We start from the raw sequence: 22,474 nt of genomic DNA on the forward strand, positions 1-22,474 counted from the left end.
GGAGCGCCAGGCGACGGCGACGACGACGAGGGCGACGGCGAAGCCGATGAGGGCGGCGAGGAACTGCTGGCGGCGGCCCGACGCCGGCTGCGGAGAGCGGCAGGCCCGTGAAACCGTTCCGCGACGCGCGTCCCGCGCACCGTTTTGCGACGCGCGTCCCACGACGTGAAAGGAGCGCCCATGTCCACCGCCGCCCCCGTCTCCTACCGCCACGGCGGCCTGGTCTGCACGGACCACACCCTCGATGTGCCGCTCGACCACGACACCCCCGACGGCCCCACCATCGGCCTGTTCGCCCGCGAGGTGGTCGCCGTCGGCCGCGAACACGAGGAACTGCCCCGGCTGCTCTGGCTCCAGGGCGGCCCCGGCGGCCGTGCCGAGCGTCCCAACGCGGCGGGAGCCTGGCTGCGCCGCGCCCTCACCGACTACCGCGTCGTCCTGCTCGACCAGCGCGGAACCGGCCGCTCCACCCCCGCCGACCGGGTCACCCTCGCCCGGTTCGGCACCGACGGCGAAGCCGCCGCCGGGTATCTCGCCCACTTCCGTGCCGACTCGATCGTCCGTGACGCCGAACTGCTGCGCCGACACCTCCAGGGCCAACGGCCGTGGAGCGTCCTCGGGCAGAGCTTCGGCGGCTTCTCCACCCTGACGTATCTCAGCCTCGCCCCCGAAGGGCTCGCACAGGCCTACATCACCGGCGGTCTGCCGACCCTCACCGGCCACGCCGACGACGTGTACCGGGCCGCCTACGCCCGTACCCTCGCCCACAACGAGCGCTACTTCGCCCGCTACCCCGGCGACCAGCGGCTCGCCGACGCCGTCGCCGCGCACCTCGACGCGCACGACGTCCGCATGCCGACCGGCGAGCGGTTGACTGTCCGCCGCTTCCAGACCCTCGGCATCACCTTCGGTACCTCGGCGAAATTCGATTCGCTCCACTACCTCCTGGAGATCGCCTTCACCGAAGGCGCCCACGGCCCGGAGCTCACCGACACCTTCCTGCGCGGTGTCGACGCCGCCGTCTCCTTTGCCGAACGCCCCCTGTACGCCGCGCTCCACGAGCCGATCTACGCCCAGGGGTCCCGCCCCACCGACTGGTCCGCCCACCGCGTCCGGCGGGAGTTCCCCGCCTTCGACGCCACGGCCGCGACTCCGCTGCGATTCACCGGCGAGATGGTCTATCCCTGGCAGTTCGAGGAGGACCCCGCGCTCGTCCCGCTGCGCGGCGCCGCCGAGGCGCTGGCCGCCCGCACCGACTGGCCGGCCCTCTACGACCTCGACCGGCTCGCCGCCAACGAGGTCCCCGTCGTGGCCGCCGTCTACCACGACGACATGTACGTCGACCGCGAGCAGGCCCTCGTCACCGCCGATGCCGTCCGCGGTCTGCGGACGTGGGTGACCGACTCCTACGCGCACGACGGGGTACGGGCCGACGCCGCGGTGCTGGACCGGCTGATCGCCATGGCCCGGGACGAAGCCTGACCGTCCGTACCGGGGCGGGGCGCCGCCAGGGGGCGCCCTGCCCCGGCGCATATGATCGACCGGCCAACTGCCGACCGTCGTCCTGCCGTGCCACCGGGGGTGCCCCATCAGTTCCGTACGTATCCGGCTGCCCCAACAGCGCGGCGAACTGCTGACCCGGCGCGAGGACGGCGAGGACCTGCACCATCTGGTGTGGCGGCTGGGGCGCGGATGGCGGGTGTGCAGCAGTGCCGTGCTCGGCGGCGGCATCGGCCCGCGCGACTGGATCCTCAACGCCCAGGTGCCCGGCGGCTATCCGCGTATGGACCCCGACCGCCATCTCGCCCTGATCGCCGCCGCGGAACACCTCACAGGACCTGGCGCCGGGCTGATGACGGCCGCCGACGTCACCGCGCACACGGTCGCCGACGACGAGGGCGTCACGGCCACCGCCACCTGCGGACTCGGCGTACGCGGCTGGGCGGCGACCCCCGTCGAAGGCACCGACGGCCCGCTGCGGCCGGGCACGGTCAACATCGTCGTCATACTCCCCGTGCCGCTCTCCGACGCCGCACTCGTCAACGCCGTCGCCACGGCCACCGAAGCCAAGGTCCAGGCACTCCTCGACGCGGGTCTCGACTGCTCGGGCACCCCCACCGACGCCGTCTGCGTGGCCGCCCCCTCCCCGGGACCCGACCCCGGCGAACCCTTCGCGGGTCCGCGTTCGCGCTGGGGAGCGCGACTCGCCAGGGCCGTGCACGCTGCCGTACTCGACGGTGCGCTGCGGCAATCCTGAGAACCCGCCGCGCCGCGAGCCGACCCGGGCGCGGCCGACCAAGGGAGTCCCTCATGTCCTCAAGTGCTGCCGACGCCACCCCGCAGCGGCCGACCGTCGCCGTCCTCGGAACCGGGATCATGGGATCCGGTATGGCCCGGAGCCTGCTGCGGGCCGGACTCGATGTCCGGGCCTGGAACCGGACACAGGCCAAGGCGGCCCCGCTCGCCGCCGACGGCGCCACGGTCACGGAGACGGCGGACGAAGCAGTGCGCGGCGCCGACGTCATCCTCACGATGCTCAACGACGGCCCCGCCGTCGCCGCCACGCTCGCCGCCGCGGCGCCGGGGCTCCACACCGACCAGGTGCTGCTCCAGAGCTCGACCGTCGGGTTCGAGGCCACCGCCGATCTCGCCCGGCGCGCCGCGGACCTGGGTCTGGTCTATCTCGACGCGCCGGTCTCCGGCACCAAACAGCCTGCGGAACAGGGCGCGTTGACGGTCTTCGTCTCCGGCCCCGGCACCGTCCGGGCGACGGTGGACCCCGTGCTGGAAGCGATCGGACAGCGCACGGTCTGGGTCGCCGAGGTCCCCGGAGCGGCGTCGCGGCTGAAACTCGTGGTCAACACCTGGGTGATCAACCTGGTCAACAACATCGCGGAATGCCTCAACCTCGCCGAGGGCCTGGAGATCGACCCGCAGACCTTCCTCGACGTCATGAAGGGCGGCCCGCTGGACTCCCCGTACCTCCAGGGCAAGTCCGCCGCGGTCCTCTCCGGCGACCTCACCCCCAGCTTCACCCTGTCCACGGCGCTCAAGGACACCCGCCTCATCCTGGACGCGGCGGAGAAGTCGGGGGTGCGGCTGGACCTGGTCGCCGCGTCGGCCGACCGATTCACCCGCGCCGAGGCGGCAGGGCACGGCGGCGAGGACATGATCGCCACCTACTACGCGGGCCGCGCCCCGGAGAAGGACAGCGACTGAGCGCGCCGGCGGGTCCGGGTGCCGGAGCGATCCGTTCCGGCACCGCAGGCCCCCGCGGGGCCGTCGGATCACCCGCACCTCGTGCCGGAGCGATCTGTTCCGGCACCGCAGGTCCCCGCGGGGCCGTCGGATCACCCGCACCTCGTGCCGGAGCGCGGCGTCGAACACGTCGAACAGGTGGCCACGAGATCGCCGGGATCACTCCTCGACGAACATTCCGCTGCGGAGCTTGTGCAGAATCCTGTTGATCAGCCGGGACACGTGCATCTGCGAGATGCCGAGCTCCGCGCCGATCCGGGACTGTGTCATCTCCTGGCCGAAACGCATGTCGACGATGCGGCGCTCACGCTCGTCCAGACCGCCCAGCAGCGGCGCCAGCGCGTGCAGGTTCTCGACCGTCTCCATGGCGGGATCCGGGCCGCCCAGAACGTCGGCGAAGGTGCGGCCCGCCGCATTGCGCTGACTCACGTCGGCCGGATCGGCCGGCATGTCCAGCGACCCCGCCGTGTATCCGTTGGCCGCCACGATGCCCTCGGTGACCTCCCTCTCGCTCAGCCCCAGCTGCTCGGCGAGTTCCGGGACGGTGGGCTCGCGGTCGAGCTCCGTGGTGAGGCACTCCTTGGTCCTGGCGATGTCCACCCGCAATTCCTGAAGCCGGCGCGGGACATGCACCGCCCAGCTGGTGTCGCGGAAGAATCGTTTGATCTCACCGGTGATGTACGGGATCGCGAACGAGGTGAACTCGACCTCGCGGGAGAGATCGAACCGGTCGATGGCCTTGATCAGCCCGATGGTGCCGACCTGGACGATGTCCTCCAGGTCGCCGCCGCCCCGGTTCCGGAACCGCCCGGCGGCGAACCGGACGAGGGAGAGGTTCATCTCGATGAGGGTGTTGCGCGCGTACTGGTGGGCGGGAGTCCCCTCCTCCAGGGTCCGCAGACGTTCGAAGAACAGTCTGGACAGCTCCCGGGCGTCGGAAGGAGCGACCTTCCCCGCGTCCTCTATCCACGGCAGTTCACCGCTGTCCGCGGCAGCCTCCGTGAACCCCGTTACCTCCGTCGGCTCCACGGCAACCACCCCGTACCTTCCGGTTGCTGTCGGCCTGTCGGCCGACGTCGGCCGTGCGCCCTCCGCCCGCTCCGCACCGGCGGTCCGCGCAGTGTGCGCCGTCATCTCGTCACGCTCCCCTGGTCGTAGGCCATGAGGTACATGCGTCTGCCCCGGAGGGAGGCTCCCATGCGGAACTGGGGAAGTTGATCAGGTCACACGGCAGTAATGGCCGGGAATCGCCGTGATCGGCCGTCGTGTTCGTACGGAGGCCGGACGCGCCGGACAGCGGAACCGCCCCACCGGTACGGGGGAGCCCGGTGGGGCGGTCATCTCCAGACTGCCACAGCCGACGGCACAATGGGGACCGACCGGCGTATATCCAGCGGTAGTTGAGTCGAAATCGTTGGTGTTCCGTCTCGGTGTCGCTGCCCGGACGGGTCAGTCGCGCGGGTAGCCGACGATGGTGTGCGTGACCGCGGGGGAGTCCTCGGTGGTGTAGTAGTGACTGCTGAGTCCCGAGAACCGGGCCGTGTCCCCCGCCTCCAGAAGGTGCGGGACGTCGTTCACCACCAGCGTCACCCGGCCGGACATCACCAGCACGTACTCCACCGAGTCCGCACCGTGCGAGCTGACTTGGCTCCGGGCATGCGGATGCAGACGGGTCCGGTAGATCTCGATGCGGCCCTGCTCATGGCCGGAGAACAGCAGATTGACCGAGGTCTCGTCCTCGGGTTCGTCCAGCGACGCGGCGCGGACGATCTCCGGGCCGAGCAGCGGCTGACGGAGCAGCTCCGTACAGTTCGTGCCCAGCACGTCGGCGATCCGAACCAGGACGTCGACGGTCGGATTGGCCTCGGCGCGTTCGATCTGGGACAGCAGCCCCTTGCTCACACCGGTCGCTGCCGAGAGCTCGCGCAGGCTCCAACCACGGGCCAGCCGACGCCGGTTCAGATTCCCGGCCAGTGACGTCCGGACGCCGAAGGTGCCGGGTCGCTGAGCCTGTGGCGGACGCGGGGGTGCGGGCAGGCCGACGATGGCGGGCGACTCGGACACCCTTCCTCCTCGCTCTCGGTGGTACGCACAGGTCAGCGGCACACTCTACCGGCGCGGCCGTCACCAGGTCGGTTTCCGGGGGCGTCCGTGGCTTCGGGCAGTGCGTCGATCACGGCCGGGTGCAGGGGTGTTGCGGTGTGTGCAGCACATCGGCCGTGGTGCCCTGTTAGACGATCCGCCCCTGATGCATCACGGCGACCCGGTCGGCGATCTGCCGCACCACACCGAGGACATGGGTGATGAACAGGACGGCAAAGCCCTCGCTCCGCTGGAGCGGGGCGAGCAGATTGAGCAGCTGTGCCTGGACCGAAACGTTCAGTGCCGCCACCGCCTCGTCGCAGATCAGCAGCCGGGGCCGGGCGGCCGGCGCCCTTGCCAGGGCCACCCGTTGACGTTCGCCGCCGGAGAGCGCGGCCGGGCGGCGGGAGGCGTACGACGCGGGCAGCCCGACCTGTTCGAGCAGCGTGCGGACCTCGGCGCCGGACGTGTCCTCCCGCCCCCGCCGACCGGTCGCCGCGGTCAGCGCCTCGCGCAGGGCCGAGCCCACGGTACGGAGCGGATTGATCGAGGAGTACGGGTCCTGGAAGACGATCTGCGCCTGTTCCGCAAGGCGCCGCCGGTCCGCGGTGTCGGGGCGGCGCCCGGCGGGCAGGGCGGTGCCGCCCACCGTGACCGTGCCGCCGTCGACGGTTTCGGGACCGACCGCGATCCTGGCGAGCGTCGTCTTGCCGCAGCCGGACTCGCCGACCAGGGCCGCGACGGTGTCCCGCGGGACGGTGGGGTGGGGCATATCGCTCCGACGGGTCGGAAAGGGTGGTCGTGTCTTGAGTGGTGGAATCGCTCAACGCCTGACGATCCGGAGGAACGGCTCGCAGTCGCGCCGACGTACCCGACCTCGGGCATTCGGCGGACGGGGTCGGTGCTGGGATCATGAGCGGAGCAGGGGAAGATGCGACCAAGGGGGGCGTCATGATTTCCGAGCCGGAAATGGCGGGCGAGCCGGGCGGATTCGGGGGCGGCGAGGCGCGGGACGGGGGAGTGTCCGGCGAGGTGCTGGACTCCTACGGCCACCGGCACCTGGACTTCGGTCAGGGGCATACGGACTTGGGCCAGGGGGGCATGGGGGCGCCGCGGCCGCGCAGGCCGTGGCGGTGGGCGCTGGGCGGAGCCGTGGTGGCTTCGGCCGTGTGGGCGGCGGCGCTGCTCCTGTTCCCGTTCCCATGGGGTGACCGACGACCGGACATGCACGGATACCGGTTGAACGAAGCCCCCTGCCCGGCGCTGCCACTGAAGGCGATCGGTACGGCGATCGCACCGAGAGAGTCCACGGACGAGGCGGAATCACCGGGCAGGGCGGACTCGGCGATTCTGAACGACCCGGTGCTGGATCAGGTCAGGTGTTTCATCGCTCTTCGTTCCGTCGCCGGGCGTGAACGCTCTGCGAAGGGCTGGTCCGTAGGCTATTCCGTCGGCGTCACGGTGGAACTGCACAAGAGGGCCGACCCCGCTGCCGAGTTCGAGGCGAAGCGCGGGGTGACCGATTTCGGCGCCGATCCCGGCGTGAAGGTGGAGGCGGTCTCGGACCTCGGCGACAAGGCGTATCTGCTGACCTCGGACAACGGCATCGCGGAACTGCGCGTGCTGGAGGGCGGCGCGGTCCTCTCGCTGTCTCTCTCCTCCTCCCTGCAGTACCAGGACAACCTCGGCGGAGCACCGATGGGTGACGGACCGGACCTCCCCGATCTCTCCCCGTACCAGTCCGCGATGATCAGCGACATGCGCGACCTGATGGACGGCCTCAAGCGCTGACGGTTATTCAGAAGCTTGGCGGATAACGCCCGTTCCCGCTCCAGATCCCGCTCCCGCGCCGGGTGCGGGCAGCGGCCGGCCGGCACCGGAAAACGACGTGCGCACGGCCTTCGGTGCTGTCAGGATGCGCCGGTGAACCGTGAAGAGATGTCCAGGCTTGCCCATGCCGAACACCCGATCAAGTCCCCGCTCGACGACGAATCTGTGCGACAACTCCTGGCGCGTGGCGCCCCGCGCGGGGACGAGCGGTTGCTCGACCTGGGCTGCGGCGGCGGAGAATGGCTGCTGCGTGCCCTGGCCACGCACCCGCGGCTGTTCGCCGAAGGCGTCGACACCTCCGAGGACGCCCTGGAGCAGGCCCATGAGGCCGCGAGCCGTCTCGGCGTCCAGGAACGCCTCGCACTGCACCACCAGGACGCCGCGCAGTTCCGTTCCGCGCACTCGTTCGACTTGGTGCTCAGCGTCGGGGCCGCGCATGCCTTCGGCGGACTGCTGCCCACGCTGGCGGCGGCGCGTACACACCTGGCTCCGGGTGGACGCGTCCTGATCGGTGAGGGTTTCTGGGAACGCGAGCCGTCGCAGGAGGCCATCGAGATGCTCGGCGACTTCACCGACCTCGCGACCACCCTGGACCACGTCGCCGCCGACGGGTGGACTCCGGTCCACGGTCACGTCAGCACGCGCCGCGAACTTGACGACTACGAGTGGTCCAACTGGGGGTCGCTCGCCTCCTGGGCCCTGGATCACCCCGACCACCCGGACAGCCCGCAGGTGCTGGAGACGGCCGCGGTCCGGCGTACCGAATGGCTGCGTGTCTACCGGGAATCCTGGGGCTTCGTCAGTCTGGTCCTACGTCGGACAGCCGGCTGAATCGCGGCAGGTCACCGGGATCTTCCAGGCCCGCCCCGTGACCTGTCGTCAAGCAGGCTAGCTTAGGCTCCGGTTGTGAAATTCGGCGTGAACATACTCAATTTCGGTGTCGGCACCACCCCGGCAAGTCTCCTCCAACAGGCCATGGATGCACGGGAGTTGGGGTACTCATTCGCGATGATCTCCGACCACATCGCGGTCACCCCCGATGTGCACGAGACGTATCCGGCCCCGTTCTACGACCAGTTCGTGCTCGCCGCGTACATCGCCGGGCGGGTACCCGGTCTGGCGCTCGGCACGACCGTCACCGTGATCCCGTACCGTCACCCGCTGCAGACGGCCCGGCTCGCGGCCAATATCGACAACCTCAACGCCGACGGGTTCATCCTCGGTGCGGGGATCGGCTGGTCGGGGGCCGAGTACGACGCACTGGGCGTGCCCTTCGCCGAGCGGGGGCGCATCACCGATGAATACCTGGCCGCGATCCGGGCCGCCTGGGCCGAGGACCCCGCGACATTCCGGGGCGATTACGTCTCGTACGAAGGCGTACGGACCGCGCCCGCGCCCACATCCGCTCCCGGCCTGCCCGTCTGGGTCGGTGGCAATTCGACCGCCGCTCAGCGGCGCGCCGCCCGGCTCGGCGAGGGCTGGCACCCGTACCGGCTGCCACTCGACGCGATCCGGGCCGGGCTGCCGTTGATCACCGAGGAGGCCGAACGCGTCCACCGCCCCGCTCCCGCGCTCGTGCCGCGGCTGCAGATCCGCGTCACCGACGCCCTCCTCGGCGGTGAACGCCCCGCCGGACACGGCACGATCGACCGGATCCGGGCCGATCTGGCGGAACTCGGCGAGCTGGGCGCCACCCATGTGCTGCTCGACGTCAACCCGGACACACCCGCGGAGCGCGGCACCGCGGGCGACGACCGGAAACTTCTCGAACTGCTGGTGAACAAGGTCGTGGACCCGGTCACGGGCGGCGTCCGCTGAGCATGGTGGGAGACGGCGCGGTGGTCGTCGCGGCGAGCGTTGCGGGCGGATGAACACCCCAGCGATCCGGGAATACACGCACGCCGAGGCGCCTTCCTGCTGCTGTGGAGAGCGGTGACTGGCCCGGCCCCCGGGTGCCGTGCACGGTCGCCGTCATGAACATGAATCAGGAGAGAGGGAGCTCATGCCCAAGGCGTACGTGTTCACCCGCAACGGCGGACCGGAGGTCGAGGCCCTTGTCGAACAGGACGTGCCGGTGCCCGGCCCCGGCGAACTGCTCGTCGCCGTCCGGGCGGCCGGGGTCAACCCGGTCGACTGGAAGCTCCGTACGGGGTACATCAGGCCCGGCAGCGAGCCGCAGCCGTTTCCCACCGTGTTCGGCAGCGAGGCGGCCGGTGTCGTCGAAGGCCTGGGCCCGGGCGTCGAAGGATTCACGGTCGGGGACGAGGTCTTCGGCAATCCGGTGACCGGCGGCTACGCCGAGTACACGCTGCTTCCCGTCGCCGTTACCGCGCACAAGCCGGCCGGTCTGTCGTTCGCCGACGCTGCCGTGCTGCCGGTCGCCGCTGCCACCGCGTACGACGGTGTGCGCCAGCTCGGTCCCGCCCCCGGCTCGACCCTGCTGATCACCGGGGCCGGAGGCGGGGTCGGCGTCTTCGCGGTGCAGCTCGCCCGTCACGCCGGTGTTCATGTCATCGCCGCCGCGAGCGCGGCCAAGAAGGACTTCGTCGAGTCGCTCGGCGCGGTGCACGTCGAATCCGGCCCAGGTCTCGCCGACCGGGTGCGGGCGGCAGCGCCCGACGGCGTCGACGCGATCTTCGACCTGGTCGGCGGCGACACGCTCAGGAGCGTGGCCCCGCTGCTCGCCGACCCGGCGAAGCTGATCAGCGCCGGGGGCAAGCCACTGGCGGTGGAGCTCGGCGGGGCGGCCGTCGCCCGCGCCCGTACCGCGGCCGTCCTCGACGAGGTGGCGAACCTCGTCGTCACCGGAGTCCTGCGGACGCATGTGACCGCGACCTTCCCGCTCTCCGGGGCGGGTGAAGCGCTCCGCTCCGTGGAGAACGGACACGCGCGCGGGAAGACCGTGCTCGAGGTGGACGCGTGAGCGCTCCGCGTGCCGCCGCCGGTGACGCGCACCCGCTGGACAACCCGGTCCGCGCCGCGCTGACCGGTCCGCACGCCCATTTCGCCGAGAAGCGCGGCCGTATCCTGCGCTACCCGGCGGACGTGGCCCCCTGGGTCGCGGTGCCGGACCCGACAAAGGCCGCGGACTGGGCCGACGCAGCGGCCCTCGCCGGACCCGGTGGCGCGGTCACCCTCACCGCGTTCCGGGAGCCGCCGCCGGCCGACTGGGAGATCACCTTCCACGCCGAGGGCGTCCAGCTCGTCGACGCCGGGGCCGCGGCGGCCCCGTTTCCGCAGGCCGTGCGGCTGGGAGCCGCCGATGTACCCGAGATGCTCGACCTGGTCGCCCGCACCCGGCCGGGGCCGTTCCTGCCCCGTACGGTCGAGCTCGGTACCTACCTCGGCGTCCGGCGCGAAGGGGTGCTCGTCGCGATGGCGGGTGAGCGTCTGCGCCCGCCGGGCTGGAGCGAGATCAGCGGCGTCTGCACGGACGAGTCCGTGCGCGGTCAGGGACTCGGTACCGGGCTCGTCCTCGCCGTCGCCCACGAGATCAGGGAGCGCGGCGAAACGCCGTTCCTGCACGCCTCCGCCGCCAACACCAACGCCGTCCGGCTCTACGAATCGCTGGGATTCGCGCTCCGCCGCCGGACATCCTTCCTCTCGGCGCTCGTACCGGAGTACCCGCCGGCACGCCTGCCGGGGTCCGGCGCCGTCCGTACGGCAGCCGTGCGGTGACCTCCGGCAGGTGACCTCCGGCCCGGGACTTCCGGGCCGGAGCCCACCGGCCGCCCACCCTCGCGGGACCTTCGACGTGCTCCATGGGCGACTGCTCCATGACGGCGTGGCCCACACGGTTCCGTTGCGCCGCACATCCGTTCCGCTGGACATGGCGGAGCTCAGCGAGGAGGCACGGGCCGCGGAAGGGCTGGACTTCCCGCCGGGCGCAACTCTCCTGCTTTTCACCGACGGGGTCACCGAGGCCCGCGACGCAACGGGCACCTTCTACCCGCTCGACGCCCGGCTCGGCCAGTGGGCGCGGCACGGGCCCCGCGAGGTACTTGACGCACTCCACGTCTGGAGACCTTCTCCGGGAGGCGTGAGACGCGACGACATCGCCGCGCTCGCCCTGTGCCGTGCACCGGCCGGAAGCCGCTTTTGGGCCGGGGGGGCCGGACATGGCACCCGCCGGGCCGCGGCGACCTTCAGCCACGGGTTGGAGACACCGAGGCAGCGGGCTGCCGATTCATTGCCCCGCCGATCCAATGTGTCGCCGATCCAATGTCCCGTCGAGACTTTTGTCGCGACGGGACATTTTTGAGTGTATGGTGCACTTATGAATCCGGAACGGAAGACCCCGGAGCGACGGAGCCGCAAGGCCCGCAGGACCCGGGACACACTGGCGCAGGCCGCGTTCGAGCTCGTACTCGACCGGGGCCTGAAGAATGTGACGGTCGAGGAGATCGCGGAACGCGCCGACGTCGACCGGCGGACCTTCAGCCGGTACTTCACCAGCAAGGAAGCCGCCGTCCTGGACTCGATCCGGGGCGACGGCGACCGGATCAACGATGCCCTGCGCGCCCGCCCTGCCGACGAGCCCCCGCTCACCGCGTACCGGCGCGCCGTCCTCGACTGGCTCGACGACCCCGACGCGCAGGCCTGGCACCGGCGCGCCCGGATCTTCGACGTGCTGGTTCTCGCCGAGCAGGAGCCGACCCTCTACGCCGCGTTCCACCACATCCGGGTGGACGCGCAGGAGGACTCGATCGTCATCGTCGCGAACCGGCTCGGAGTCGACCCGCGGCTGGACATCCGCCCCGCCGTCACGGTCGCCGCGGGCGCCGGGGCACTCCTCGCGGCCCAGGCGGCCTGGGTGCGCGGCAGGCAACCGGAAGGCCTGCCCCGACTGGTCGCGCAGGCCTTTGACGCCCTCTCCGGAGAACTGCTCGCGCAGCTTCCCGCCGGGCCGGCGCCGCACCGCACCACGGAAGGAACCACATGCTCATGAGCACCCCCCTCACCCCCGCCGACCAGGAGTTCACCGGCCGGACCGCCCTCGTCACCGGCGGCGCCTCCGGCATCGGTCTGGCCCTGGCCCACCGGCTGGCCGCAGGCGGCGCGTCCGTCGTCGTGGCCGACTACGACGAGGCCAACGCCCGCAAGGCCGTCGCCGAACTGGAGAGCGCAGGCGCCAAGGCCGCCGCGGTCGCCATGGACGTGACCGACCCCGCGTCCGTCGAAGCGGGCGTCCGCTTCACCGTCGACACGTTCGGCGCCCTGCACCTCGCCGTCAACAACGCGGGCATCGGCGGTCCGAGCAAGCCCACCGGCGAGTACGCGATCGAGGACTGGAACCGGGTCGTCGCCACCAACCTCAGCGGCGTCTTCTACTCGATGCGCTACGAACTCCCCGCGATCGTCGCGGCGGGCGGCGGCGCCGTCGTCAACATGTCGTCGATCCTCGGCACCAACGGCTTCGCCGGATCGCCCGCCTACGTGGCCGCCAAGCACGGTGTCGTCGGCCTCACCAAGACCGCGGCCCTCGAATACGCGGCACGGAACGTCCGGGTCAACGCAGTCGGCCCCGGCTTCATCGACACGCCGCTGCTGCGCGCCACGGACGGCCCGGCCCGCGATCACCTCATCTCGCTGCACCCGGCCGGACGCCTCGGCACGGCGCAGGAAGTCGCCGAACTCGCCGCCTTCCTGCTCTCCGACCGCGCCTCCTTCATCCATGGCAGCTACCACCTGGTGGACGGCGGCTACTCCGCTCCGTGAGCGACGGACGGGTGGTAACGGGGGCAACCAGAGATACACAAAGAGTCAGGAGAACCCCATGAAGGCCGTTCAGTACCGCACCGTCGGCGCGGCACCCGAGGTCGTCACCGTGCCCGACCCGGAGCCCGGGCCCGGCCAGGTGCTGCTCAAGGTCACCGCCGCAGGTGTCTGCCACTCCGACATCGCCGTGATGAGCCGGCCCGCGGAGCAGATCCCCTTCCCGCTGCCGCTCACCCTCGGCCACGAGGGCGTGGGCACCGTCGCGGCGCTCGGCGACGGAGTGAGCGGCCTCTCGATCGGCGAGTCCGTCGCGGTCTACGGCCCCTGGGGCTGCGGTACGTGCGTCAAGTGCGCCGAGGGCAAGGAGAACTACTGCCTGCGCGCCAAGGAGCTGGGCATCACCCCGCCCGGACTGGGTTCGCCCGGTGCCATGGCCGAGTACATGATCGTCGACGACCCCCGCCACCTGGTGCCGCTCGGCGACCTCGACCCGGTCCAGGCCGTACCGCTCACCGACGCGGGCCTGACCCCGTACCACGCGATCAAGCGGTCCCTGCCCAAGCTGGTACCCGGCGCCACCGCGGTCGTCATCGGTACCGGCGGCCTCGGCCACGTGGCGATCCAACTGCTGCGCGCCATGACGGCCGTCCGGGTCATCGCCCTGGACGTCTCGGCGGACAAGCTCGCGCTGGCCCACGCCGTCGGCGCCCACGAGACCGTGCTCTCCGACGAGCACGCCGCGGCCAAGGTACGTGAGCTGACCGGTGGCGTCGGCGCGCAGGTTGTCCTCGACTTCGTCGGAGCACCGCCGACCGTCGTCACGGCCGGGGCCGCGGCGGCCATCGACTCGGACGTCACGATCGTCGGCATCGGCGGCGGTGCGCTGCCGGTGGGCTTCGGCTCCCTGCCGTACAACACGACGGTGACCTCCCCGTACTGGGGATCGCGCTCCGAACTCGCCGAGGTGCTCGACCTGGCCCGCGCGGGATCGGTCGAGGTCCATGTCGAGACCTACACGCTGGACGAGGCGCCGCTGGCCTACGAGCGGCTCCACCACGGCAAGATCAACGGCCGCGCGGTCATCCTTCCCAACGGCTGACCGTCCGGGGCCCGGCCCGTCAGGCCCGTGCGGGCCGTCGCGCTGTGCGACGGCCCACACGGTCGTTCTCGCGGCGGATGCGCGGCGCACCGCACACCGGCAAGTCTGTACGGATGGAATTCGTCGCGCTGATGACGCTGCCCGGACTCGTGATCGGGCTGACCGTCGTCGCTCTCCTCGATCAGCTGATGCTGCGGGCGGGGCGGGCGGGTCTGCTGCCGTGGCGCAACAGCGCCCGCCGGGGCCAGGTCTCGGCGACCGGGTTCGAGCAATTGCACGCGACCTTCTCGCCCGGCAAACAGAACGAGCTCAAGGAGCGCCGGAGCGCTCTGCTGCTGCGCGACGACGAGGAGGACGGCGCCCCGCCCCACCGGTCCACCGTCGACCTCGACGGCGGCCTCGCCGTCATCCGCCTGCCCGGTCACAAGACCTGAGGCGTGTCCGCCCTGCGGCGCAGCACCGAGTCCGCCACTGAACGGACCGGTCACTGCGGGAGCGGCAGTGCCTTCCGTATCAGCGCGGTCCCGAGCCCCACCCAGATCGCGGCGAACAACCATCCGGCGAGCACATCCGTCGCCCAGTGCACCCCCAACAGGATCCGGCTCAGGCCGACGGCCGCCGCCCAGCAGATCACCAGGGCGGTGACGGCGGTACGCAGAGAACGCGGCCACGTACCACCGCGCGTCCGGACACCGAGGGCCGTGAGCAGCAGGCCGGCCATCAGTGCGGACGTCGTCGCGTGCCCGGACGGGAAGGCGAAGCCGGACGCGTGCGTGGCCCAGTCGCCCAAGGGTGGGCGGGGCCGGGCGATCAGCTCCATGAGACCGTAGCGGACACCCTGTACGAGCAGCAGGAAGGCCAGGGCGCCCAGCGCGTACTCCAGCCGTCGACGGGTGTCACGGCCCGCGATCAGCCCGGCGATCATCGCCGCCGCGTACGGGAACACTCCGGTGCCGGTCGCCGTGACGGCCCGAGCGGCCGCCACGAGGCCTGACGGCCGGTGTCGGAGCGACCAGTCATGGGCGGCCCGGTCCAGGGCGGGCTGGGAGCCGTGCCGGGCGGCCAGGACGAGAGCCGCCAGCCCGACGAGTCCGAGCAGCCCGACAAGAACGGCTCCCAACGGTGCACGGAGATCTAACGCCACGGGGCCGGACCGGCCGCGCCTGAGCGTCGAAGCGTTCTCGGTCACCGGTTCGCCACCAGGGGACGCAGTGGGCCTTCGCGCAGCCGGACCACCACCGGGGCGCAGCGCCGCGCCGCGATCGTCAACGGCCAGGCGACGAGCGCGCCCGTGACCAGCCCGATCAGCACATCGTGCGGGTAGTGCACCCCGATCCACACCCGGGACGCCGCCATCAGCAGAGCGGCGGGCACCGCGATCGCCCCGAGTCTGCGATCGGTCAGCCAGATGGCCATCGCGGCGGCCGCCGCGATGGCGGCGTGGTTGCTGGGGAAGGACCAGTCACCGAGCGCCGGGCAGGCCTCCACCGTCACGACATGCAGCGTCTGGCACGGCCGCTGCTCATGGAAGGCCGACTTCACCAGGTCGTTGACGATGTACGCGGCCACCACGACGAGCGGGGTACAGAGCGCCATGGCGGTACGGGCGGGGCCCGAGGAGCGCGAGCGCCACCAGGACACGACCATCAGCAGGGCGAACAGGGCCAGTCCGTAATCCGACCAGACACGGATGGCGGAATCCAGAGCGGCGGGGGAGCGCTGGGCCAGCTCGGTGATCCAGGTGTACAGGCCACCGTCGATCGAGGTGGCCGTGGAGGCGAGTGGCATCAGCTGTTGTCTCCTTCTGCGGTGCGCCGACCGCGGGAGCGGAGCAGTTCGGCGGCGAGGGGGATGAGAGAGACCACGACCACGACAGCGACGATCGGCAGCAGATAGCGGTCGACATTGGGCACCGAGGAGCCCAACGCGTACCCGGCGAGGACCAGCCCCACGGTCCAGACCACCCCGCCGACGACCTGCCACAGCGTGAACAGCCCGGCGGGGACGTTGAGCGCCCCGGCCAGCGGGTTGAGCACCGTGCGTACGACGGGTACGAAGCGGGCCAGCACGATCGCCCGGGCGTGGCCGTATCTGCCGAGCAGCTCCTCGGCGCGGGCGGCCCCCTCGTGGAGCCGCTTGGCTCGGCTGCGGGCGAGCAGGGCCCGGCCGCCGCGGCGGCCGATCCAGTAGCCCGCCTGCGCGCCGAGCAGCGCGCCGGCCACGGCGGCGATCAGCACCTGCGGCAACGACAGCTCGACCGGTCCGTGGGTGCCCGACACGCAGAGAAGACCCGCCGTGAAGAGCAGGGAATCGCCGGGCAGGAAGAAGCCCACGAGCAGCCCCGTCTCGGCGAAGAGCACGACGGCGATGCCGAGCGCACCGAACGCTCCGAGCAGTGAACCTGCGTCCAGCACGTTCACCGCTTGTGGCGCGGCCGCCAGTGAGAATACGGACACGATGGAGGGTCTCCCATAATGGTGAGCGGGCGGCCCGACGGAACGCCCGGACTGACTACAGTGGTGTAGACGGTCTACGTCACTGTAGACGCCCGAAGGGGGAGGAGAGTTCCCATGTCGCAGGTGAAGGGGATATCGAGCGGAGAACCCGCCCCCCACCCGCACGACGACCCGGCACCGGAAGCCGGGCCGGAGCGTCCGCACCACACCGCATCGGAGCGGCGTCCGTCCGGCGAGCTGGAATCCACGATCCTGGCGGCCCTGTGGGCAGCCGGCACACCCCTGACCCCCGGCCAGGTGCAGGGCGCGATCGGGGCGGCGCTCGCCCGCACCACCGTCACGACGATCCTGTCGCGTCTCTACGAAAAGGGTACGGTCACCCGCACCCGGGCCGGCCGCGGATTCGCGTACACCCCCACCGAGGACGCGCCAGGTCTGACCGCCCGCCGGATGCACAGCGAGCTGCGGAAGGAGGAGGACCGCAGCACAGTGCTGGCGCGATTCGTGTCACAACTCACCGATGAGGACGAGCAGCTGCTCCGGGACCTGCTCGACGGAGAAAACCGATGATCTACGCCGTGTGGGTTCCGTTGCTGACGCCCTTCGTCGCGGTACCCGCTGCCCGTCGCCTCGCGGACGCCCTGTCGCCGGTGCGTGCCGTACGGCTGCTCGCCTCGACGGGCATCGGCCTCGCCCTGTGCAGCCTGCTCGCCCTGGTCCTGCTGGTGGTGCCCGGCGCCACCCGGTTCTCCGCCGTCTCCGCCTTCGGTGAACTCGTCAGACCCCTCTCCGACGCCGCTCCCGCCGTCGCCGTACCCCTCGCGGCCGCCGCGCTGGCGCTGCTCGCGGGCTGCGCCGCCGCGGTCGCCCGCGCCGCGCACCGCCACTGGGCGGAGCTGTACCGGGCGGCGCAGCCGTCCGAGTACGCAGGCGGTGAGCTGGCCGTCCTGCGCGACGTCCGCGCCGACGCGTATGCGCTGCCCGGCCGTCCGGGCACGCCGGGCCGGATCGTCGTCACCACGGGAATGCTGCGCGCCCTGGACCCCGCCGAACGCGACGCCCTGCTGGCACACGAACGCGCCCATCTCGCAGGCCGCCACCACCTCTTCATCGCAGCCGCCGAAATCGCGGCACTCTGCCACCCCGCACTGCGTTCCCTGCGCGCCCCCATGGGCTACGCCCTGGAGCGCTGCGCCGACGAGGCGGCAGCCTGCGCCGTCGGCGACCGGCGGATCGCCGCCCGCGCCATCGGCCGTGCCGCCCTCGCCGCCCGCGCTGCCGAAGGAGCCCCGCTGCCCCGCCCCCGGACGGCGCTCGCCGCAGCGGCCGGCCCCGTACCGCGCCGCGTCGCCGCACTGCTCGGCCGGAACGCCCCGCGGCCCCGCGTCGGCCGGGCGGCGGCCGCCGCGCTGCTGGCCTGCCTGGTCCTCTCCGGAGCCGCCGCGCTCGACGCCACGAGCGATCTGCACAGCAGCATCGAGGCAGCTCAGGGCGACGGCGCGCAGCGCTGACGCCTCCGGCCGCTGTGAGCCACGTCGGCGTCGAACACCACCCGCACCGCCCGGAGACCAACCGCACAGCCGGCGAACAACCCGCTCACGGCCCGTCCTGAGCGGGCGCCACCCGTCCGTTCTCCACATGCTCCCGCAGCCGGTCGAGGAAGACCCGCTGCCCCGTGACGAGCCGCTCGGCCGCCTCCTGGGGCGTGCACCAGGCGAACCGGTCGACCTCCGGGAACTCCCGCAGCACCCCGGACCCCCTCGGCCACTCCATGGTGAACGTCCCGGGAACGGCCGTCGCGGCATCGAGATCCGCCTCCAGCGCCCACACCGTCACGGTCTTGCCGCCGGACTGACGGGACTCACCGAGCGCCACCCACTCACCGTCCGGCGCCGGACTGCCGAACTCCTCCTCGAACTCACGGCGGGCAGCGGCCACCGGCTCCTCGTCGGGGCCGTACTCACCCTTGGGGATCGACCACGCCGCGCTCTCCCTGGTGGCCCAGAACGGGCCACCCATATGCCCGATGAGCACCTCGAAACCGGCGCCGTCGTCCACCGCCCCGGCCGGCCGGCGGAACAGCAGGAGACCCGCACTGCGCGTGGCGCGCTTCTGGGATGACATGCCCTCAAGTCTGCGGGCCGGCCGCGCGGCCGCCCCGGACGACACCCCTGCCGTTGATCATTTCCGTCATCGAGCCGACCCGTCCTGTTTCCCCCGAGGTTCCCGCCGCCCCCTGGTGCGAGGCTGCGCGCGCGGCCATGCTGTCCGCCGACAGCGCTTGCCGCCCGTGGAACGGAGCGGGCAACCAACCTGATTCCAGGAGGATTTGTGGCCCTCGGCATAGTCGGCAGGACGACCGGACCGCGTGCCAGAGCGGGGCGGCGGTACGGGACGGTCGCGCGACCGCTCGTGCTGCTGGCGACGGTGTCCGCGATGACAGTCGGCGCGATTTCTCCCGCGCTCGCCGATTCGACGCCCGACCCCCGTCCCCGTACCTCCGCCGATGCACTCCGACCCGTCGCCCCACCACCCGCGAGCAACCCGGCGGGAGAGCCCCGGTCCGTCGCGGACGGCGACGGCATCGAGACCGCACGCACGTCGCGCCCGATCGCCCGGGGTGTCCGCCTCGACTCGTACGACCGGCTCGAATCCGACAAGTGGCTGCGGGTCGACTCCCTCTCCGTCGATCTCGCGGGCACCGGCGTACAGGCCGACTACCTCTCCTCCGGGAAGGTCTCCGAACGGCACACGGTCTCCGAACTCGCCGCCGCACACGACGCGGGCCGCGGCCGCCGCACCGTTGCCGCGATCAACGCCGACTTCTTCGACATCAACCAGACCGGTGCGCCCGAGGGCATCGGCATCAAGGACGGGGCGATCGTCCAGTCGCCCGCCCCGGGAACCAACCGGGCCGTCGGCATCGGCCCCGACAGCGCCGGCCGCATCCTGAACCTGTACTTCGAGGGGACGCTCACCCTGCCCGCCGGGCAGCGGCCCCTCGCCGCGTACAACGCCGCCAATGTCCCGGCCGGGGAAGTCGGCGCGTACACCTCGGCATGGGGAACCGCCGACCGCGCCCTGACCGTGGACAACGCGACCCCCGTCGCCGAAGTGGCAGTACGGGACGGCAAGGTCGTCTCCGTCTCGCACACCCCCGGATCAGGAGCCGTCCCCGACGACACCACCATCCTGATCGGCCGCGAGGCCGGGGCCGCCGCGCTCGACGCCCTGAAGCCCGGCGACCCGGTGTCCCTGACCTACCGGGCACGCACCGACAGCGGAGCCGTGCCGCGCACCGCCGTCGGCGGACGCGAACTCCTCGTCGTCGACGGAGTCGCGCAGAACCACGACGGCGAGGGCAACAACACCGCTGCGCCCCGCACCGCCGTCGGCTTCTCCAAGGACGGCCGGACCATGCAGATCCTCACCGTCGACGGGCGACAGGCCGACAGCGGCGGCGTCACCCTCACCGAACTCGGGCTGATGATGCGGCGCGCCGGCTTGTACAGCGCCCTCAATCTGGATGGCGGCGGCTCGTCGACCCTCGTCGCGCGTGAGCCCGGCAGCGACGCGCTCCGGGTGGAGAACAGCCCCTCCGACGGCAGCGAACGCACCGTACCCAACGGCCTCGCCCTCACCGCCCCCGAAGGCAGCGGACGCCTCACGGGCTTCTGGGTCCAGCCGCGTACGCCCGCCCTTTCCGCACCGGGCGTCGACCCCGTCAAGGGCGGCCACCCCGACCGGGTCTTCCCAGGGCTCACCCGCCGCCTCACCGCGACCGGATACGACGAGACGTACGGCCCCGCCGACGGCGACCCGCGCTGGCGTACGGTGCGCGGCTCCGTCGGCACCGTCGACGGCGACGGGCTCTTCACCGCGCGCCGCAGCGGCACCACCGACGTACGCGCCAAACACGGACCGGCGAGCGGCGGCACGACCCTGACCGTCCTCGACGAACTGGCCCGGATCGAACCGACCACCCGACGCGTGGGCCTCGCCGACGCCGAAGCAACCGGCACGTTCGGCATCGTCGGGCTCGACGCCCACGGCACCAGCGCCCCCGTGGAACCGCGCGACGTCACCCTCGACTACGATCACGCGGTCTTCGGCATCCGCGACGACGGCCAGGGCTCCTTCACCGTCACCTCACGCACCGGCGCCGGCGCCGGACAGATCAAGGCGACCGTGGCCGGCACCACCACCGTCCTCGCCGTCAGCGTCGGCCTCACCGAACAGGCCGTCTCCTCCTTCGACGACGCGGGCTCCTGGAAGTTCAGCCAGGCCCGCGCGAGCGGTTCGCTCGCCGCGACACCCGACGGCCACACCGGCACCGGGTTGCGGCTCACCTACGACTTCACCCAGTCGACCGCGACCCGCGCCGCCTACGCGTCCCCGCCCCAGCCCGTCACCGTGCCCGGCCAGCCGCAGTCGTTCAAGCTGTGGATCAAGGGCGACGGCAAGGGTGCCTGGCCGACCCTGCACCTCAAGGACGCGGCGGGCTCCGACCAGTTGCTGCGCGGACCGTACGTCACCTGGACCGGCTGGCGGCAGGTCACCTTCGCCGTGCCGCCGGGAGCCGCCATGCCGCTCGCCGTGTCCCGCTTCTACCTCGCGGAGACCGCCGCCGCCCAGCAGTACACGGGCGAGATCGTCATCGACGAACTCACCGCCCAGGTGCCGCCCACCGTCGACCTTCCCGAACAGGCGGCCCCCGTAGACCCGTTGATCGATCCGGCGGCCGTGACCGGGCGCAGGGACTGGCAGTTCGCGGTGATGTCCGACGCCCAGTTCGTCGCCCGGGACCCGGACAGTGCCCTCGTCACCCAGGCACGGCGCACCCTGCGCGAGATCAAGGCGGCCCACCCGGACTTCCTCGTGATCAACGGTGACCTCGTCGACGAGGGATCACCCGCGGACCTGTCCTTCGCCCACCGGATCCTCGACCAGGAACTCGGCGACTCGCTGCCCTGGTACTACGTACCGGGCAACCACGAGGTGATGGGCGGAAAGATCGACAACTTCATCACCGAATTCGGACCCGCCCAGCGGACGTTCGACCACAAGGGCACCCGCTTCGTCACGCTCGACACCTCCGGCCTCAGCCTGCGCGGCGGGGGCTTCGCCCAGATCAAGCAGCTCCGCGCCCAGCTGGACGCGGCGGCGAACGACCGGACCGTCGACTCGGTCATGCTGATCGAGCACGTGCCGCCGCGCGACCCGACCGTCCAGAAGGGCAGCCAGCTCGGCGACCGCAAGGAGGCGGCCCTCGTCGAACAGTGGCTCGCCGACTTCCGCCGTACGACGGGCAAGGGCGCGGCGTTCATCGGTGGCCACGTCGGTGTCTTCCACGCCTCGCACGTCGACGGAGTGCCGTATCTGATCAACGGCAACTCCGGCAAGGCACCGGCCGGTCCGGCCGACGAGGGCGGCTTCACCGGCTGGTCGCTGGTCGGCGCCGACCACATCACGCCCGGTGAACAGGGAGCCGCGCGGCAACGGCCGTGGCAGGGCGGGCCCGACTGGGTCTCCGTACAGACCCGCGCGCATGTCGACGCGCTGGAGATCGAGGCGCCGGCGGTGCTCGGCACCGGCAGCCGTACGAAGGTCACGGCGACCGTCACGCAGGGCGCCCGCAGGGTCCCGGTCGGCTTCCCGCTGGCCGCGGACTGGACCGGATCCCCGAACGTCCACATCGGCGACCGGGGCGACGCCCGCCACCGCCACACGGCGGTCCTCGACCCGTCCACCGGCACCCTCACCGCACTCCGGCCGGGCACGATCACGCTCGCCGTGACGGTCAACGGCACGACACAGCAGGCCCGGATCAGGATCGAGGCAACCGCGACCGCGTCGGCGGCCTGACGGGCCGAGGACCCGTTCGGCGGATCGCGGCCTGACAGGCCGAGGAGCCGTTCGGCGGATCGCGGCCGGATGGCAGGCGTGAGGCCGCCCGTACACCCACGGACAACGTGAGGCCGCCCCGTACACCCACGGACAACGGGTGCGGGGCGGCCTCACGGGCCCTGAG

Annotated in this window: 22 protein-coding genes and 1 pseudogene; 16 read left to right on the top strand and 7 right to left on the bottom strand. The window is 71.9% G+C overall.

Features of this window, described 5'->3' with window-relative positions:
- Nucleotides 1–180 precede the first annotated feature (180 nt).
- The 3 genes from ACFU8Q_RS21370 (at nt 181) to ACFU8Q_RS21380 (ending at nt 3,219) form a co-directional block, all read left to right on the top strand.
- Nucleotides 181–1,482: an alpha/beta fold hydrolase gene (locus tag ACFU8Q_RS21370; RefSeq protein WP_384456182.1), complete on the top strand. Its 1,302-nt coding sequence runs from the start codon at nt 181–183 to the stop codon at nt 1,480–1,482.
- A gap of 121 nt (nt 1,483–1,603) precedes the next feature.
- Nucleotides 1,604–2,257, top strand: a complete 654-nt coding sequence (locus ACFU8Q_RS21375) for an adenosylcobinamide amidohydrolase (RefSeq protein ID WP_384456236.1) — start codon at nt 1,604–1,606, stop codon at nt 2,255–2,257.
- A 53-nt stretch (nt 2,258–2,310) separates the two neighbouring features.
- Nucleotides 2,311–3,219, top strand: coding sequence for an NAD(P)-dependent oxidoreductase (locus ACFU8Q_RS21380; protein WP_384456185.1), 909 nt, complete (start codon nt 2,311–2,313; stop codon nt 3,217–3,219).
- 198 nt (nt 3,220–3,417) lie between these two features.
- On the opposite strand, the gene ACFU8Q_RS21385 is transcribed toward ACFU8Q_RS21380, so the two are convergent.
- The 3 genes from ACFU8Q_RS21385 to ACFU8Q_RS21395 all read right to left on the bottom strand — a co-directional run bounded on the left by ACFU8Q_RS21385 (nt 3,418) and on the right by ACFU8Q_RS21395 (nt 6,112).
- Nucleotides 3,418–4,392 (bottom strand): RNA polymerase sigma factor SigF, encoded by a 975-nt coding sequence (locus tag ACFU8Q_RS21385; RefSeq protein WP_384456188.1) that lies wholly within the window; start codon nt 4,390–4,392, stop codon nt 3,418–3,420.
- A 315-nt stretch (nt 4,393–4,707) separates the two neighbouring features.
- On the bottom strand, nt 4,708–5,322 hold the full coding sequence (locus ACFU8Q_RS21390; RefSeq protein WP_384456192.1) for a helix-turn-helix domain-containing protein: 615 nt from the start codon (nt 5,320–5,322) through the stop codon (nt 4,708–4,710).
- 166 nt (nt 5,323–5,488) lie between these two features.
- Complete coding sequence (locus tag ACFU8Q_RS21395; protein ID WP_384456194.1) at nt 5,489–6,112, bottom strand: ATP-binding cassette domain-containing protein; 624 nt, start codon at nt 6,110–6,112, stop codon at nt 5,489–5,491.
- A 179-nt stretch (nt 6,113–6,291) separates the two neighbouring features.
- On the opposite strand from ACFU8Q_RS21395, the gene ACFU8Q_RS21400 reads away from it, so the two are divergent.
- From ACFU8Q_RS21400 to ACFU8Q_RS21445, 10 genes and pseudogenes are all read left to right on the top strand, one after another.
- Entirely contained in the window at nt 6,292–7,131 is an 840-nt protein-coding gene (locus tag ACFU8Q_RS21400; protein ID WP_384456197.1) for a hypothetical protein, read from the top strand.
- Nucleotides 7,132–7,263: 132 nt separating this feature from the next.
- Nucleotides 7,264–8,001: an SAM-dependent methyltransferase gene (locus ACFU8Q_RS21405; RefSeq protein WP_384456200.1), complete on the top strand. Its 738-nt coding sequence runs from the start codon at nt 7,264–7,266 to the stop codon at nt 7,999–8,001.
- 87 nt (nt 8,002–8,088) lie between these two features.
- Nucleotides 8,089–8,988, top strand: a complete 900-nt coding sequence (locus ACFU8Q_RS21410) for a TIGR03619 family F420-dependent LLM class oxidoreductase (RefSeq protein WP_384456203.1) — start codon at nt 8,089–8,091, stop codon at nt 8,986–8,988.
- Between the two features lie 184 nt (nt 8,989–9,172).
- On the top strand, nt 9,173–10,093 hold the full coding sequence (locus ACFU8Q_RS21415; protein WP_384456206.1) for an NADP-dependent oxidoreductase: 921 nt from the start codon (nt 9,173–9,175) through the stop codon (nt 10,091–10,093).
- Nucleotides 10,090–10,848 carry a GNAT family N-acetyltransferase gene (locus ACFU8Q_RS21420; protein ID WP_384456209.1) on the top strand — a complete coding sequence of 253 codons (759 nt, stop codon included), beginning with the start codon at nt 10,090–10,092 and terminating at the stop codon, nt 10,846–10,848. Before ACFU8Q_RS21415 ends, ACFU8Q_RS21420 begins: the two co-directional genes overlap by 4 nt.
- 88 nt (nt 10,849–10,936) lie before the next feature.
- Nucleotides 10,937–11,431, top strand: a pseudogene (locus ACFU8Q_RS21425) (SpoIIE family protein phosphatase); the annotation flags it as partial.
- Between the two features lie 15 nt (nt 11,432–11,446).
- On the top strand, nt 11,447–12,118 hold the full coding sequence (locus ACFU8Q_RS21430; RefSeq protein WP_384456212.1) for a TetR family transcriptional regulator: 672 nt from the start codon (nt 11,447–11,449) through the stop codon (nt 12,116–12,118).
- A complete protein-coding gene (locus ACFU8Q_RS21435) occupies nt 12,115–12,888 on the top strand; it encodes an SDR family NAD(P)-dependent oxidoreductase (RefSeq protein ID WP_384456215.1) in 774 nt (257 codons plus the stop codon). Before ACFU8Q_RS21430 ends, ACFU8Q_RS21435 begins: the two co-directional genes overlap by 4 nt.
- 58 nt (nt 12,889–12,946) lie before the next feature.
- Nucleotides 12,947–13,987 carry an NAD(P)-dependent alcohol dehydrogenase gene (locus ACFU8Q_RS21440; protein ID WP_384456218.1) on the top strand — a complete coding sequence of 347 codons (1,041 nt, stop codon included), beginning with the start codon at nt 12,947–12,949 and terminating at the stop codon, nt 13,985–13,987.
- A gap of 113 nt (nt 13,988–14,100) precedes the next feature.
- On the top strand, nt 14,101–14,421 hold the full coding sequence (locus tag ACFU8Q_RS21445; protein WP_384456238.1) for a DUF6191 domain-containing protein: 321 nt from the start codon (nt 14,101–14,103) through the stop codon (nt 14,419–14,421).
- 50 nt (nt 14,422–14,471) lie between these two features.
- Here ACFU8Q_RS21445 and ACFU8Q_RS21450 read toward each other — a convergent pair whose 3' ends face one another.
- The 3 genes from ACFU8Q_RS21450 to ACFU8Q_RS21460 form a co-directional block, all read right to left on the bottom strand.
- Nucleotides 14,472–15,107: a phosphatase PAP2 family protein gene (locus ACFU8Q_RS21450; RefSeq protein ID WP_384456221.1), complete on the bottom strand. Its 636-nt coding sequence runs from the start codon at nt 15,105–15,107 to the stop codon at nt 14,472–14,474.
- 65 nt (nt 15,108–15,172) lie between these two features.
- The gene (locus ACFU8Q_RS21455) at nt 15,173–15,775 is read right to left on the bottom strand and encodes a phosphatase PAP2 family protein (protein ID WP_384456223.1); all 603 of its coding nucleotides are present in this window, start codon (nt 15,773–15,775) and stop codon (nt 15,173–15,175) included.
- Nucleotides 15,775–16,443, bottom strand: coding sequence for a DedA family protein (locus ACFU8Q_RS21460; protein ID WP_384456225.1), 669 nt, complete (start codon nt 16,441–16,443; stop codon nt 15,775–15,777). The genes ACFU8Q_RS21455 and ACFU8Q_RS21460 overlap by 1 nt, the downstream gene beginning before the upstream one ends.
- A gap of 114 nt (nt 16,444–16,557) precedes the next feature.
- Between ACFU8Q_RS21460 and ACFU8Q_RS21465 the strand changes: the two genes are divergently transcribed.
- Both ACFU8Q_RS21465 and ACFU8Q_RS21470 read left to right on the top strand, forming a co-directional pair.
- Nucleotides 16,558–17,013, top strand: coding sequence for a BlaI/MecI/CopY family transcriptional regulator (locus ACFU8Q_RS21465; protein WP_384456228.1), 456 nt, complete (start codon nt 16,558–16,560; stop codon nt 17,011–17,013).
- Nucleotides 17,010–17,954, top strand: a complete 945-nt coding sequence (locus ACFU8Q_RS21470) for a M48 family metalloprotease (RefSeq protein ID WP_384456230.1) — start codon at nt 17,010–17,012, stop codon at nt 17,952–17,954. The genes ACFU8Q_RS21465 and ACFU8Q_RS21470 overlap by 4 nt, the downstream gene beginning before the upstream one ends.
- Before the next feature lie 85 nt (nt 17,955–18,039).
- Here the strand turns inward: ACFU8Q_RS21470 and ACFU8Q_RS21475 are convergent, their stop codons facing one another.
- The gene (locus ACFU8Q_RS21475) at nt 18,040–18,567 is read right to left on the bottom strand and encodes an NUDIX domain-containing protein (protein WP_384456233.1); all 528 of its coding nucleotides are present in this window, start codon (nt 18,565–18,567) and stop codon (nt 18,040–18,042) included.
- Nucleotides 18,568–18,879: 312 nt separating this feature from the next.
- On the opposite strand from ACFU8Q_RS21475, the gene ACFU8Q_RS21480 reads away from it, so the two are divergent.
- Nucleotides 18,880–22,308, top strand: a complete 3,429-nt coding sequence (locus tag ACFU8Q_RS21480) for a phosphodiester glycosidase family protein (protein WP_384456241.1) — start codon at nt 18,880–18,882, stop codon at nt 22,306–22,308.
- Nucleotides 22,309–22,474 lie beyond the last annotated feature (166 nt).

The organism is Streptomyces sp. NPDC057543, assembly GCF_042801895.1.
Classification (GTDB): domain Bacteria; phylum Actinomycetota; class Actinomycetes; order Streptomycetales; family Streptomycetaceae; genus Streptomyces.